The sequence below is a fragment of the Rothia sp. HC945 genome (assembly GCF_051370785.1).
Taxonomy (GTDB): domain Bacteria; phylum Actinomycetota; class Actinomycetes; order Actinomycetales; family Micrococcaceae; genus Rothia.
Map to the genome: position 1 here is coordinate 1,187,432 of NZ_JBFCSN010000001.1, position 13,964 is coordinate 1,201,395.

Genomic DNA, 13,964 nt, shown 5'->3' on the forward strand with positions numbered 1-13,964 from the left:
CGGCGGAACCGCACACGAGCAACGACGGCGCCCGGCCCCAATCGCGGGCGTCACGGCCGATCGAGGGGGCGGGTGATAGGCAACGACCGGCCACGCCCTTTTATCCGATGCCCCCGAGATATCCGATGCCCCGAGGTACTCGATGCCCTGACCGACCATCCTCGCTCACGTCGCGCACATACAGAAGCGCACCGGTTGATGGATCAACCGGTGCGCTTCCGACGTCAAGACGGCAGGTGTCACTGCCGAGCGGCTTTATCGCTCCCCAGCGGGATCGTCGTACTCGTCCGCGTAGTCCGAGTACTCGTCCTCTTCAGGATGGACGTCTTCTCGTTCGGCTCGCCGACCCTTCGCCGCACTGAGTTCTCGTTCGAGCGCCGAATAATCGGTTTGCGGGCTGAAGTATTTGATCTCCCGCGCCTGCCTCGTTGCCTTAGCCTTCTGACGGCCGCGCCCCATGGCGTGACCCCCTTTAATCGCTCGCTCCGTTGGCGGCACTGTGATGGGCACACAGTACGACCCCGGAATGTCCGTCAATCTTCCGTGCATTAAGGGTACATGGTTTGGAAGTAGTATGCCCACCGAGGAACGTACGTGACACGGGGATACGGTTCAGCCCTCAAAGAAAGGCGCCTACACATCCAGTTCGTCGAGAAGATCGAGAAAAGCCGGTTCCACCTCGCTCCTCCAGAGATACGTGGCACGAGTATCGGCCCGTCCCGGTCCCCCGTTGATGACGGCGAGTGGCTTCCCCTGGCGCAGTCCGTCGAGGATGATCCTCAGGCCGCTCATGACGGCCAACGAGGACCCTGCCACGAGCACCGAGGCGCAGTCCTCGAGCATCGAACGCGCCCGCTCCTTCCGCTCGACCGGCACCGGCTCCCCGAAGTACACGACGTCGGGCTTGAGCAGGGTCGACCCGCACACGGTGCAACCGACCATTCGAAATCGATCGACCCATTCCGAGGAGAGCTCGACGTCGCCGTCCGGATTGACCAGACTCGGATCCAGACTGACCGATTCCAAGTAGCCAGGATTCGCGGCCCGGAGCCTCCGGTCGAATGAGGTCCGGTCTTCGACGTGCCCGCACACGAGGCATGCCACCGAGCTGAGGTCTCCGTGCAGGGCCACGAGATTCCGACTCCCTGCCCGGGCATGGAGGCCGTCAACGTTCTGCGTCACGACGCCGCCCACCATTCCCTCTTGCTCGAGCTCGGCCAGCGCATAGTGGACCACGTTCGGCGCTGCACGGTTCATGAGCCGCCAGCCGACGAAGGATCTCGCCCAGTAACGATGAGAGGCCTCCCGATCGTTCCGGAACTCCTGGTAGGTCATCGGTCGATGACGTCGCAACGAACCCTGCGGCCCCCGGTAGTCCGGAATGCCGGATCCCGTGGACACACCCGCACCGGTGACGACCAGCGCGGGTCCCCGGCGCAGCAGTCCCGCAATCCCCCGGCGGGCTTCGCCGTGTGGGGTCGGCGTCGCGGTCTCGTCCACGACTCTCGCGATGGACCTCAGCGCAGCCTGGTGTGCATCGCCGAGTCCGGCGCCGAGCCCGGAGCCGGTTCCCTGCACAGGGTCCGGCCCGAGCGCCGCGCCGGACCCTGAAGAGCTGTCTTCCATACCGGTTCCTAGCGGGTCGCGGTGACGGTCAGCCCGTCGGCCGCTACGTCCGGGTTGACGTCCACGTGGACGACGTCGCCATCGTGGATGTCGCCCGAGAGGATTCCCTTGGCGAGCCGGTCGCCGATCTCCCTCTGGACGAGCCGGCGCAACGGCCGGGCACCATAGGCGGGATCGTATCCCGTCATGCCGAGCCACTCCGTCGCCGCCGGGGTGACGTCCAACGAGAGCCTCTTGTCCCCCAGGCGCTTGCCCATCGCCTGAACCTGCAGGTTCACGATCTTGGACAGGTCCTCGGTCGAGAGCGGGTCGAACATGATGATCTCGTCCAACCGGTTCAGGAACTCTGGCTTGAAGGACGCGTTGACCACGTTCATCACGGCCTCGTTCTTCTCCTTGTCGTCCAGCTGCTGGTCGACCAGGAACTGGCTCCCCAAGTTGGACGTCAGAATCAGGATCACGTTGCGGAAGTCCACGGTCCGGCCCTGGCCGTCGGTCAGGCGACCGTCGTCGAGCACCTGGAGCAGGATGTCGAAGACCTCAGGATGCGCCTTTTCCACCTCGTCCAGAAGGACCACGGAATAGGGACGGCGCCGCACGGCCTCGGTCAGCTGGCCTCCTTCCTCGTACCCCACGTATCCGGGAGGAGCACCGACCAGGCGGGACACGGAGTGTTTCTCCGAGTACTCGCTCATGTCGATGCGCAGGAGCGCGTGCTCGTCGTCGAACTGGAATTCAGCGAGGGACTTCGCCAGCTCCGTCTTCCCCACACCGGTCGGCCCCAGGAACAGGAACGAGCCGATCGGGCGGTCCGGGTCGGCGACCCCGGCTCGCGAGCGACGCACTGCGTCCGCCACGGCGCCAACCGCGGTCTTCTGCCCGATGAGTCGCTTGCCGAGTTCCGATTCCATGTTGAGCAGCTTCTCGGACTCGCCCTGAAGCATCCTGCCGGCCGGGATCCCGGTCCAATTGGAGATGACCTCGGCGATGTCGTCGGCGGTGACCTCCTCCGAGACCATCGTTTCCCTGGTCGTCTGCTCGTTCTCTTCCTTCTGTGCGGCGTCCAGCTCCTGCTGCTTGGCAGGGATCTCTCCGTACAGAAGGCGGGACGCCTCGGCCAGGTTGCCGTCCCGCTGAGCCACTTCGGCCTGCGAGCGCATCTCGTCGATCTGCGACTTGATGTCACCTACTCGGTTGAGCCCGGCCTTCTCCGCCTCCCACCGCGCGTTCAGTGCAGCCAGTTCCTCACGCTTGTCCGCGAGGTCGGAACGAAGAGCCTCGAGCCTCTCGATCGAGGCTGGATCCTTCTCACTCGTCAGGGCCAGCTCCTCCATGGTCATACGGTCGACGACCCGACGGAGCTCATCGATCTCCTCGGGGGCAGAGTCAATTTCCATGCGCAGACGGGAGGCGGCTTCGTCGACGAGGTCGATGGCTTTGTCGGGCAGCTGGCGACCGGTGATGTACCGGTTGGACAGGGCTGCCGCCGCGACCATCGCGGAGTCGGCGATCTGAACCTTGTGGTGGGCCTCGTACCGTTCCTTGAGGCCGCGCAGGATCCCAACGGTGTCCTCAACCGTCGGTTCACCCACGTAGACCTGCTGGAAGCGCCGTTCGAGGGCGGCGTCCTTCTCGATGTTCTCGCGGTATTCGTCCAAGGTGGTGGCGCCGATGAGCCGCAATTCGCCGCGCGCCAGCATCGGCTTGAGCATGTTGCCCGCATCCATCGAGCCCTCGCTCGCCCCCGCGCCGACGAGGGTGTGCAGCTCATCGATGAAGGTGACGATCTGACCTTCGGACTTCTTGATCTCGTCCAAGACGGCCTTGAGCCGTTCCTCGAATTCGCCGCGGTACTTCGCGCCGGCGATCATGGATCCGAGATCGAGGGCAATCAGGGTCTTGCCGCGCAGGGATTCCGGGACGTCGCCCGAGACCATTCTTTGCGCAAGGCCCTCGACGACCGAGGTCTTTCCCACGCCGGGCTCCCCGATGAGGACCGGGTTGTTCTTGGTCCGACGAGACAGGACCTGGACCACGCGGCGGATTTCGGAATCGCGCCCGATCACGGGGTCGAGCTTCCCGGAACGGGCGACGGCGGTGAGGTCGGTCCCGTACTTCTCGAGGGACTGGAAGGTTCCTTCCGGGTCCGGGGAGGAGACAGTCTGATCGCCGCGCACGGACGGAAGGGTCTTCTCGATCGCATCCGCAGTGGCCCCTGCGGATGCGAGTGCTCGGGCGGCGTCACTGTCCTCGGCCTCGGCCAGACCGAGGAGCAGAACCTCGGTGGAAATGTAGTCATCACCCAGCTTGGTCCCGGCTTCCTGGGAATTCTGAATGACCATGAGCGACTGCCGAGAGAACTGGGCCTGCGAAACCGACGTCCCAGAGGAGGACGGCAGCTTCTTGATGAGGGTACTGGCTTCGGTGGACAGAGAGTCGATGTCGACGCCGAGAGACTTGAGCACCGCGACGGCGACGCCCTCGCGCTGATCGAGCAGCGCCTTGAGGATGTGCGCCGGCTCGATGTGTGGATTGCCCGCGGTCTGGGCGTTCATGTTCGCGGCGTTCAGAGCCTCTTGGCTCTTGGTGGTGAATTTGGTGTCCAAGATGGGCTCCTTTGCTATGTACGTAAGTTTGCGTCGATCTTTTGCAGTTAACTTGAGTCTACTACGCTCAAGTCTATGTGTATAGGCATGGGGTGAAGTTTTCCACAGGTTTTTCGGCGAATCGGCGGTGATCGGGGAGGTCACGCATCCGACGTCGCACCCCTCAGTACTGGCCGTCGTTGTAGTTCAGCGCATCCAGGATTTCGTCCTCGGTCGCCGGTCGGCCGGACGACTTACGATCGCTGAACCTTTCCTGGCCAATGGCGATGATGAGCGTCGCGAACGCCCCAACGAACGTCAGGATCGCGAAGGTGTTACCGAAGCCCGCCGAGAGCCCCACGAGATCCTGTCCGAAGACCTGGGACAGGCCGGAGACTGTCTTCCCGTCCACGCGATCGGGGATGAGGAAACCGAAGATGCCGGCGAGGACCCACGTGAGCGTCTGCACCACGGAGAGGAGCGCCGACGTCGTTCTCGTCTCGTACCGCCGTGCATCCTTACGCATCCTCCATGAGGCGATCAGCATGACAACGAGAAACAACGGCCCGACACTGACCAGGAATGTCGGGACCAGGGAGCCGCCGGCGCCGAAGAGAGACCGCCCGAAGCAGATCCACAGGGCCCCCACGCATGCCATGGGAAATCCCAGCCACGCCGAAGCGCGCAACCAAGCGCTCGCTCGCCTGCCGGGCAGATGCCCCGCAGTGAAGGTCCGGTCGTCGGAAGTTCTGGGTTCGGCGGAGTTCACCCTTCCAGTGTAGGAGAGCCGGCATGCAATCGCTCACGGGCTCTCGCCCGTGCGGGGCCAGTGGGTTCAATGTTCCCGACTCCCAGTAGGGTGTACAGCATGACGATTCCCTTCCCCGCAGCAGTATTTTTCGACCACGATGGCACCCTGGTGGACACGGAGCCCCTCTGGGCCCGAGCCAAAACGGAGATTGCTGCCGAATTCGGCCTGACGTGGTCCGAAGAGGACACGCTCGCGTGCCTGGGTCGCCCCATGGTGGAGACCCTCATCCGGCTCCAGGAGCTGGGCATTCCGCTGTCGCGGGAGGAGCTGCTATCGCGCCTGACCACCGACGCGAGGAATCTCGTTTCCCGCACGGACGTCCCGTTCCTCCCCGGAGTCCAGAACGTTCTCGATGAGCTGGCACGGGGAGGCATCCCCGCGGCCATCGTCACCAACGCGACCGCAGAAATCGCCACCATGACGGCAGGCCGCGCGCCGGAAGGGCTGGTCCGCACCGTGATCGGCAACGAAGACGTCACCGAGCCCAAGCCCGACCCCCAGCCGTACCTGATGGCCGCACATCGCCTCGGCGTGGATCCGACCGAGTGCGTTGCCGTCGAGGACTCCCCCTCCGGCGTCACGAGCGCAGTGGCGGCCGGAATGAAAACCGTCGTCGTCCCAGGTATGCAGACGGTCGACGACGACCAGGGAACCGTTCACCTGGACCACGAGCAACTGAGCCTGGAGAAGTTCCGAGACCTGTTCGCCGCGCGCCCGTCCTGACCCCTGCCCGTTGCGAGTGTGACGCGCACCTGACGGGCATCCGGCGCACGGTATAGGGTTGTGCCCAGGTGGACCGCCTGGGTATCGACCCAGGTCGGACCGGACCTGCAACCCTTGACGAAAGGAAACGACCATGGCCTTTTCTCTCTCCAACCTGGCCCTCCGCGCCATCCCCGGTGCTTTCATCCTGAATTCGGGCTACGGCAAGCTCAACCTCGACGAGCAGACCGCCGGACAGTTGCAGTCCATGGCCGCGAATGCATTCCCCGCGGTCAAGGACCTCGACGCCGAGACCTTCGGCAAGGCTCTCGCCTACTCCGAGTTCGTCGTCGGCGGCGCCCTGGTCATCCCCGTGGTCCCCAGCCGCGTTGCGGGTCTCGCGCTCGGCGCGTTCGCCGGCGGCCTGCTGACCATGTACTTCAAGACCGACGAGATGACCGAGGAAGACGGCATCCGCCCGTCCCAGGCCGGTACCGCCGTGGCCAAGGACTCGTGGATCGCGGCCATCACTCTCGCTCTGATCCTCCAGAGCAAGGGCAAGAAGAAGAACAAGAAGAAGTAGTCTTCGACCCACGCCGACGACGCCGCTCGCGCGCCCCCGCACCAGGTGCGGTGGTTCCGCGAGCGGCGTTTTCGTTGCCGCCAGGACCCGCCGAGCCGCGGCTCGGCGGAACGGGCCAGTAAATATTGCTACTCTCAGTAGACTTTTCTGGATCCGGAAAGGGCCGCTGACCAGCGGCGATATTAAATACGTTGCGGGGAACGAGGAATTCCAGTGGAGCACATCAGTTCCATCATCGACACGGCAGACAGTTTCGTCTGGGGCCCGTGGCTGTTGCTGCCGCTCCTTCTCGGAACCGGCCTGTTCCTGACCTTCCGGTTGTCGGGCATCCAATTCCGGTACTTCGGCAAGGCCATGTCCTTGGCCTTCGGACGCCGCAGCCGCCAAACCGGGGAAAAGGGAGAGATCTCTTCCTACCAGGCGATGTCGACCGCCCTGGGCGCGACGGTCGGGACCGGAAACATCGTCGGCGTCGCCCTGTCGATTCACATGGGCGGCCCCGGCTCCCTGTTGTGGATGTGGGTCACCGCCTTGGTCGGGATGGCGTCGAAGTACAGCGAATGCTTTCTCGGCGTCCGTTTCCGGACCCGGGACAAGAAGGGTGAGTTGACGGGCGGGCCCCAGGTCTACCTCATTCGGGGCATTCCGAACAGATTCGGGTGGCTCCTGTCCGTGACCTTCGCCGCCTGCGCGGTCGTCGCCACATTCGGAGTCGGCAATATGACCCAGTCGAATGCGATTTCGGCGAACTTGGAGAACACCTTCTCGGTGGCGCCGTGGGTTACCGCCGTCGTCATTGGCGTGATGACCCTGATCGCACTGCTCGGCGGCATCAAGTCCATCTCAAAAATCACGGTCTTCTGTGTGCCGCTCATGATCGGGCTGTACGTGTTCGGGGGCCTGTACATCATCGGGGTCAACTACGAATCGTTGCCGCACGCGATCTCCCTGATCTTCGGCAACGCCCTGACCCCGCACGGCGCCGGCGGCGGACTCGTGGGCTCGCTGCTCATGACGGTCCAGATCGGTGTGTCCCGGTCTCTGTTCTCCAACGAGTCGGGAATGGGGACGGCGTCCATCCCGTCGTCGATCGCCCAGACGTCGCACCCAGTCCGCCAGGGGCTTGTTTCCATGACCCAAACATTCGTGGACACCCTGGTGGTCATCTCGATCACCGGATTCGTGATCATCACGACCGGAGTCTGGGAGAAGGACGACCCGGACGTCATGACCTCTCATGCGTTCGCGACCGGGCTGCCAGGGAACTGGGGCGGCATCGTCGTAACGATCTGCCTGGTGCTTCTCGGATATTCCACCGTTCTGGGCTGGGCCTACTACGGCGAACGGTGCATCGAGAGGCTCGGCGGCGGAACCTTCGGCATCACGACGTATCGCGCCGTATTCGCGGTGGCCTGCGGCATGGGTGCGGTCGCGCCCCTGACCCTCGTGTGGCAGTTCTCGGACGTCATGAACGGCATCATGGCGATCCCCAATTTGATCGGGCTGCTCATCCTGTCAGGTTTCGTGGTGAGGGAAACGCGTCGATATTTGAGAGAGGACCCATCCTTCGACGCCACGACCGAGGAGATCGACCGGTTCATGGGGTCACATCCCGGAGCCCTCGACGCTCAGATCGACCATCAGGTCGACCTGTCGAGCGATCACCCGGCGCTCGAGGCCGTCGAGGAATCAGGTGACCCGCAGTGGCCGGACGACCCCAACAAGGTGAGGGCCGGCACCCCGGGGCACTGACCCGCCGTGCGATAAGCTGTTCCGGCAACCAGACCTCCGGCGGAGCCGCCCCAGTGCCCAGTGGGGGTGTCTCGCCCCGTCCTGGTTCGCCACCCAGACGCTTTCACAGATCACCGGAGCATCCTTGAGCGACGTACCCCAGAAGTTCCATCGACAACCGTATTCGTTCGTTCGTCGCGGCGACCGGCTCACCGCCAGGCGCCAGAAAGCTTGGGACACGTACGCCCCGACGCACGTGATCGATGTCCCCCGCGAGGTCACGGACACGTCGGTCGCGGAGACCGCTGAGTTCGACCCCGAGGCGGTGTACGGGAGACAGGCCCCGCTCGTCGTGGAGATCGGTTCCGGACTGGGAGAGGCCATCGTCCACGCCGCGGCAGAACATCCCGAGAACAATTACCTTGCCGTGGAGGTCTACAAACCCGGCATCGCGGACCTGCTGCTCAAGATGGGCCAGGCCGAAGTCACCAATGTGCGGTGCGTCCAGGCCAATGCCCCCGAGGTGCTGGACAATCTGCTGACACCGGCGTCCGTGGACGAGCTCTGGGTTTTCTTCCCCGACCCCTGGCACAAGTCAAGGCATCACAAGCGACGGTTGGTCTCGCCAGGGTTCGCAGAGAAGGCCGCCCGCGTGCTCAAGCCTGGAGGTATTTGGCGGCTGGCCACCGACTGGGAGGAATACGCCCTGGTCATGCGTGAGGTCATGGAATCGGCGCCCGACTTCGAGAATCTTCATCCCGGAGAAGGCGCCACCGAGGAGGATCCGCAGGGCGGTTGGGCCCCGAGGTGGGAAGGCCGTATCCTCACGAGCTTCGAGAGAAAGGCCGGCGAGGCCGGGCGCCGCGCGCACGACCTCGCCTTTCGACGCCGCTGATCAGTTCCACCGACCAGCTCCCCCGCCGGCCGGTGGATTGGCGCGCGCGGGCAACTGGGGCCTGCTGATGACCAGCGCCTTGCCCTGCGGCTGACGACTGGGCCTCTGCCCCCGGCCCAATTTCACGACGTCGCCACCGATGGTCGCGGCAAAAACACGGGAGGACTCCTCGAGACGGTCCCGGGCTTCCTGCAATTCATCGGTCAGCTCACGAACCCGCGATTGCAACGCATCGACCTGGTTCTCGAGCTGGAGGACCCGTTTGATGCCTTCGAGAGACACGCCTTCCTGCGAGAGCTGCTGGATCTGTCGCAGGCGTGTGACGTCCTTCTGCGAGTAGCGACGGGCCCGTCCGGGCAATCGCGACGGTGTCACCAGTCCGAGCCGGTCATACTGCCTGAGCGTCTGGGGGTGCATCTCCGCGAGCTCGGCTGCCACCGAAATCACGAAGAGCGGCTGGTTCACGTCGCTGAATTGCATGGATTACACGACCTTTGCCTTCTCTGCCAGACCCTCCCGCGGATCTCCTTGGGAGGCCAGCTCTGTGAATTTCTTCAGGGCATCCTCCGCCTCGGCGGACAGGTCCTGAGGTACCTGGATCTCCGGAATCACGTAGAGATCTCCTGCATGCTTCTTGGTCTTCACGCCTCGGCCTTTGACTCGCATCCTGGTTCCCGGTTCCTGACCCGCTTTGAGACGCAAACGTACCACCGAACCATCGGTCGTGGGCACAGCCAGGACGGTTCCGAGGGCAGCTTCCTCGTAGGTGACGGGGACACGAATCGTGAGATTGTCGCCGTCCCTCTCGTAGACTTCGTGCGGCCTCACGTGGACGGTCACGATCAGGTCCGATTTCCCGCCGGGGCCGATGCTGCCCTTGCCCCGGAGCCGGACCTTCTGGCCGTCCCGAACACCTTCCGGAAGTCGGATCGTGGTACTTCGCTGGTCGGGCCGATTGACCTTGACCTTGGCCCCTTCCAAGGACTGGCCGAAATCGATCGTCACGCTCGCCTCGACATCCGGGTTGCGAGGCTGTTGCTGGGCGCCGAACGGGTTCTGGCCTCCGAAGCCGCCCCCGCCGAACAGGTCCGCGAAAGGATCCCCGCCGGATGAGCCGTACTGCATGCGGGGTCCGCCCCCGTACGGGTTGCCTCCGTACGTGGTCCTGGTGCGACCGCCGAACATGTCACCGAACATGTCCTCGAAGCCCCCAGCGCCGCCGGCGCCTCCCGGCCCACCCGGGCCGCCCGCACCGGCGCTGAACCGGGCACCCGATCCCATGGCACGGATTGCATCGTACTGCTTCCGTTGTTCCGGGTCGGCGAGAACAGTATTGGCCTCCGAGACCTCTTTGAACTTCTTCTCTGCGGCCTCGTCCCCGGGGTTCTGGTCCGGGTGGTACTTCCGTGCCAGCTTTCGGTAGGCCTTCTTGATATCGGCCTCGCTGGCGTCCTTGGAGACGCCCAGAACCTTGTAGAAGTCTTTCTCCAACCAATTCTCGCTAGCCATTGACGCCTCCTTTCAAAGCGTTGGGTATGTCTTCGTCGTGGCTTTCGTCGTTGTTCCCGCTCTCCACGGGATTGGCTTCAGGAACGAACGACGCCGGGCCGCTCCCCCACCGCTGGAGCGGAGGAGCGTCGTCCCGGCGTCGTCATCGCGCTGGGCAGGGCCAGGTTTCCCCAAGCCGCCCTCAATTTCCTTGATCAGTCCTCGGCAACGGCCACGGCCACCTGGGCTGGACGCAACACCCGGTCCTGAACCCGGTATCCGCTGCGGAACACCATGGACACCTGGTCCGGCTCGACCTCACTGGTCGGCTGCTGCATCACGGCCTCATGGACCTTGGGGTCGAACTGGTCGCCGGTATCGCCGTACCGCTCCAGGCCGTGCTTGGTCAGCGCGTCCTCGAACTTGGTGGCGATGGCGGCGAACGGCCCGTCGTCGAGGTCACCCGCCTTGCGGGCAGCGTCGATGTCATCGATCACGGGCAACAACGAGCTGACCACGTCGGCGACAACGAACTCCCGAAGCTGGTCCCGTTCCTTCTGGGACCGGTTCTTGAAGTTCATGAACTCTGCCTGGAGGCGGCGAAGGTCCTCGAGTCGCTCGTTGGCGAGCTTCTCGGCCTCCGTGGTGGGGTCCTCGATGGGCTCCCCCTCGGAGGGGTCCGCGGCGGCTTCCGCCGCGGACCCACCCTGACCGTCGGCCTCAGCACCTACACCCTCGGCGTCTTCCGCCTGGGGAGCTCCTTCCGCGTCGGGAGCGTTGAAGGCGTCCTCCAGCGGGTCGTTCCCTTCAGGGTTATTGGTGTTGTTCGGCTCAGTCATCAGTTCTTCTTCTCATCCTCATCGTCTACGACCTCGGCGTCGACGACGTCTTCCTCATTGGCATCGGCGTTGGCCTCGGAGGTGTCCTCCGTGTCGGCCCCGGCCTGCGCCTGCGAGTAGATCGCCTCGCCGAGCTTGGTCTGGGAAGCCTGAAGCTTCTCGTACGCGGACTTCACCGCGTCGTCGTCATCGCCCTCGAGAGCCTTCTTGACCTCGTCAACGTCGCCCTGGACCTCGGTCTTGATGTCCTCGGAGACCTTGTCGTCGTTGTCCTTGAGCAGCTTCTCGATCTGGTAGGCGCTGGACTCCGCGTTGTTGCGCAGGTCCGCGGCCTCACGGCGAGCCTTGTCCGACTCGGCGTTGGCCTCGGCGTCCTTGACCATGCGGTCGATGTCGTCCTGGGACAGCGAGGTACCGCCGGTAATGGTCATCGACTGCTCCGTACCGGTGCCCTTGTCCTTCGCGGAAACGTTCACGATGCCGTTGGCGTCGATGTCGAACGTCACCTCGACCTGGGGCACTCCGCGGGGAGCCGGTGCGATACCGGTGAGCTCGAAGGTGCCGAGCGACTTGTTGTCGCGGGTGAATTCGCGCTCGCCCTGGAAGACCTGGATCGACACGGAGGGCTGGTTGTCCTCCGCGGTCGTGAAGGTCTCGGACCGACGGGTCGGGATCGCGGTGTTGCGCTCGATGAGCTTGGTCATCACGCCACCCTTGGTCTCAATACCCAGCGACAGCGGGGTCACGTCGATCAGAAGGACGTCCTTGCGATCGCCCTTGAGGACGCCGGCCTGCAAGGCCGCACCCATGGCGACGACCTCGTCCGGGTTGACGCCCTTGTTGGGCTCCTGACCACCGGCGAGGTTCTTGACCTCTTCGACGACGGCCGGCATGCGAGTCGAACCACCGACGAGCACGATGTGCGCGATGTCGCTGACCTTGATGCCGGCTTCCTTGATGACGTCGTTGAAGGGCTTCTTCACGCGATCCAGAAGATCCTGCGTCAGATCCTGGAACTTCGCGCGGGAGAGCTTTTCGTCCAGGTGGACCGGGCCGTCCTGGGTCACCGACAGGTACTGCAGGGAAATGTTGGTCGAGGTAGCCGAGGAGAGTTCCTTCTTGGCCTGCTCGGCCGACTCGCGCAGACGCTGGAGAGCGATCTTGTCCTTGGAGAGGTCGGCACCGGTCTTGGACTTGACCTGCTCGAGCAGCCAGTCCACGACGCGCTGGTCCCAGTCGTCGCCGCCGAGGCGGTTGTCGCCGGAGGTGGCACGGACCTGAATGGTCGAGAAGCCGTCCTCGTCCTTGCCGACTTCCAGCAGGGAGACGTCGAAGGTACCGCCACCGAGGTCGAAGACCAGAATGTGCTCGTCCTCGTTGCCCTTGTCCAGGCCGTAGGCCAAGGCTGCCGCGGTGGGCTCGTTGACAATGCGCAGCACGTTGAGGCCGGCGATCTCTCCGGCTTCCTTGGTCGCCTGGCGCTCGGCATCGTTGAAGTACGCGGGGACGGTGATGACGGCGTCGGTCACCGTGTCGTTCAGGAAGGCTTCGGCGTCGCCCTTGAGCTTCTGCAGGGTACGGGCCGAGATCTCCTGCGGCGTGTACTTCTTGCCGTCAATCTCGGTATTCCAGTCGGTGCCCATGTGGCGCTTGACCGATGCGATCGTGCGATCCACGTTGGTAACGGCCTGGCGCTTGGCAATGTCACCGACCAGGGTTTCGCCGTCCTTGCCGAAAGCGACGACGGAGGGAGTGGTGCGAGCGCCTTCGGCGTTCGCGATGACGACGGGCTCGCCGCCTTCGAGAACGGCAACCACAGAGTTGGTGGTGCCGAGGTCAATGCCTACTGCACGTGACATACGGGGTTCTCCTTAATTTGTCCGAAAACCGGGGCGCATTCGGGTCCTCACCGCGAGGATCTGCGGCGTGGGCACTCCATCTTGCACACCCGGAGGTCTCACTTCTTGAGTTGTCCTGACTCAAGTCTGCCACAGCCAGGACATATGTCAAGAGAGTTGAGTGAACCAAACTCAACTTTCTATCGGCAGCTCGGCCCAAGATCCCTCGTCAGCGGGATTACCAGGCGTCTCCTCCCAAGGCCTTCTTGGCCTCGCGGGAGGTGCCGACGTTTCCGACCACGGCCCAATGATTCGATTCCAGGGCCCAGGATTGGCTCTGACCATCCGCTGACACCGTGTCCACCGTCTGACTCATGGGCGATTTCATGTCGGACTCCTCTCGGGAGTACGCGCCCACCAGGAGCTTCGTGTCCTCGTCCGCGGAAGAGACCGCCGCAGGATCGGTCAGATCAACGTCCGAGCAGAGATAGATCTCGGTATCCTCGGGAAAAGCCGCGGACGAGAAAGAGGAGGCAAGGACCGTGTCGTCGACATCGCTGCACTGCTCGGCGTCGTGCTCCTCGCCCACCTGCTTGACCTTGGCACGGAAGTCTGCCGCGTCGTCGACCTTGCCACCGCTCAGCAGTCCGGTGACGACGAATGCCCCAGCGATCACCAGCGCCAGGAGCACTGCACCACCGATCGAGAGGGTCACGATCAGGCCGGTGCGAGGTTTGCGCGCCCCCTCGCCATAGACCTGGCGCCCAAGGTGCAGGTCTCCGCGGGCGTCTCCAGGACGCGCCCCATTCGGCTCCGGGGCAGGACTATGGCTCATGGGATTCGCCTTCCCTGATTCTGCACTTTCG

At 64.1% G+C, this 13,964-nt stretch carries 13 protein-coding genes; 4 read left to right on the forward strand and 9 right to left on the reverse strand.

Annotation, left to right across the window (positions count from 1 at the left end; all coding sequences use genetic code 11):
• Positions 1-255: 255 nt before the first annotated feature.
• The 4 genes from AB0Y14_RS05215 to AB0Y14_RS05230 form a co-directional block, all read right to left on the reverse strand.
• On the reverse strand, positions 256-459 hold the full coding sequence (locus AB0Y14_RS05215; protein WP_436588141.1) for a DUF3073 domain-containing protein: 204 nt from the start codon (positions 457-459) through the stop codon (positions 256-258).
• A 174-nt stretch (positions 460-633) separates the two neighbouring features.
• Complete coding sequence (locus tag AB0Y14_RS05220) at positions 634-1,626, reverse strand: Sir2 family NAD-dependent protein deacetylase (protein WP_436588142.1); 993 nt, start codon at positions 1,624-1,626, stop codon at positions 634-636.
• 8 nt (positions 1,627-1,634) lie between these two features.
• Positions 1,635-4,232, reverse strand: coding sequence for an ATP-dependent chaperone ClpB (gene clpB / locus AB0Y14_RS05225; protein WP_436588143.1), 2,598 nt, complete (start codon positions 4,230-4,232; stop codon positions 1,635-1,637).
• Between the two features lie 163 nt (positions 4,233-4,395).
• On the reverse strand, positions 4,396-4,980 hold the full coding sequence (locus tag AB0Y14_RS05230) for a hypothetical protein (protein WP_436588144.1): 585 nt from the start codon (positions 4,978-4,980) through the stop codon (positions 4,396-4,398).
• A gap of 99 nt (positions 4,981-5,079) precedes the next feature.
• Between AB0Y14_RS05230 and AB0Y14_RS05235 the strand changes: the two genes are divergently transcribed.
• The 4 genes from AB0Y14_RS05235 to trmB all read left to right on the forward strand — a co-directional run bounded on the left by AB0Y14_RS05235 (position 5,080) and on the right by trmB (position 8,933).
• Entirely contained in the window at positions 5,080-5,745 is a 666-nt protein-coding gene (locus AB0Y14_RS05235; RefSeq protein ID WP_436588145.1) for an HAD family hydrolase, read from the forward strand.
• Between the two features lie 133 nt (positions 5,746-5,878).
• Positions 5,879-6,307, forward strand: coding sequence for a hypothetical protein (locus AB0Y14_RS05240; RefSeq protein WP_436588146.1), 429 nt, complete (start codon positions 5,879-5,881; stop codon positions 6,305-6,307).
• Positions 6,308-6,520: 213 nt separating this feature from the next.
• Complete coding sequence (locus AB0Y14_RS05245) at positions 6,521-8,059, forward strand: alanine/glycine:cation symporter family protein (RefSeq protein ID WP_436588147.1); 1,539 nt, start codon at positions 6,521-6,523, stop codon at positions 8,057-8,059.
• Between the two features lie 124 nt (positions 8,060-8,183).
• Positions 8,184-8,933 carry a tRNA (guanosine(46)-N7)-methyltransferase TrmB gene (gene trmB, locus AB0Y14_RS05250; RefSeq protein WP_436588148.1) on the forward strand — a complete coding sequence of 250 codons (750 nt, stop codon included), beginning with the start codon at positions 8,184-8,186 and terminating at the stop codon, positions 8,931-8,933.
• Here the strand turns inward: trmB and AB0Y14_RS05255 are convergent, their stop codons facing one another.
• From AB0Y14_RS05255 to AB0Y14_RS05275, 5 genes are all read right to left on the reverse strand, one after another.
• Complete coding sequence (locus AB0Y14_RS05255; RefSeq protein WP_436588149.1) at positions 8,934-9,413, reverse strand: heat shock protein transcriptional repressor HspR; 480 nt, start codon at positions 9,411-9,413, stop codon at positions 8,934-8,936.
• 3 nt (positions 9,414-9,416) lie between these two features.
• Positions 9,417-10,442, reverse strand: a complete 1,026-nt coding sequence (locus AB0Y14_RS05260) for a DnaJ C-terminal domain-containing protein (protein ID WP_436588150.1) — start codon at positions 10,440-10,442, stop codon at positions 9,417-9,419.
• A 194-nt stretch (positions 10,443-10,636) separates the two neighbouring features.
• Positions 10,637-11,260, reverse strand: coding sequence for a nucleotide exchange factor GrpE (locus AB0Y14_RS05265; protein WP_436588151.1), 624 nt, complete (start codon positions 11,258-11,260; stop codon positions 10,637-10,639).
• Entirely contained in the window at positions 11,260-13,119 is a 1,860-nt protein-coding gene (gene dnaK, locus AB0Y14_RS05270) for a molecular chaperone DnaK (protein ID WP_436588152.1), read from the reverse strand. The genes AB0Y14_RS05265 and dnaK overlap by 1 nt, the downstream gene beginning before the upstream one ends.
• Positions 13,120-13,336: 217 nt before the next feature.
• A complete protein-coding gene (locus tag AB0Y14_RS05275; protein WP_436588153.1) occupies positions 13,337-13,933 on the reverse strand; it encodes a hypothetical protein in 597 nt (198 codons plus the stop codon).
• Positions 13,934-13,964 lie beyond the last annotated feature (31 nt).

What these genes read in the sequence shown, in the direction of transcription:
- AB0Y14_RS05215 (WP_436588141.1), bottom strand. Translation starts at nt 459, where the DNA reads ATGGGGCGCGGCCGTCAGAAGGCTAAGGCAACGAGGCAGGCGCGGGAG.
- AB0Y14_RS05220 (WP_436588142.1), bottom strand. Translation starts at nt 1,626, where the DNA reads ATGGAAGACAGCTCTTCAGGGTCCGGCGCGGCGCTCGGGCCGGACCCT.
- AB0Y14_RS05235 (WP_436588145.1), top strand. Translation starts at nt 5,080, where the DNA reads ATGACGATTCCCTTCCCCGCAGCAGTATTTTTCGACCACGATGGCACC.
- AB0Y14_RS05240 (WP_436588146.1), top strand. Translation starts at nt 5,879, where the DNA reads ATGGCCTTTTCTCTCTCCAACCTGGCCCTCCGCGCCATCCCCGGTGCT.
- AB0Y14_RS05255 (WP_436588149.1), bottom strand. Translation starts at nt 9,413, where the DNA reads ATGCAATTCAGCGACGTGAACCAGCCGCTCTTCGTGATTTCGGTGGCA.
- AB0Y14_RS05260 (WP_436588150.1), bottom strand. Translation starts at nt 10,442, where the DNA reads ATGGCTAGCGAGAATTGGTTGGAGAAAGACTTCTACAAGGTTCTGGGC.
- AB0Y14_RS05265 (WP_436588151.1), bottom strand. Translation starts at nt 11,260, where the DNA reads ATGACTGAGCCGAACAACACCAATAACCCTGAAGGGAACGACCCGCTG.
- dnaK (WP_436588152.1), bottom strand. Translation starts at nt 13,119, where the DNA reads ATGTCACGTGCAGTAGGCATTGACCTCGGCACCACCAACTCTGTGGTT.
- AB0Y14_RS05275 (WP_436588153.1), bottom strand. Translation starts at nt 13,933, where the DNA reads ATGAGCCATAGTCCTGCCCCGGAGCCGAATGGGGCGCGTCCTGGAGAC.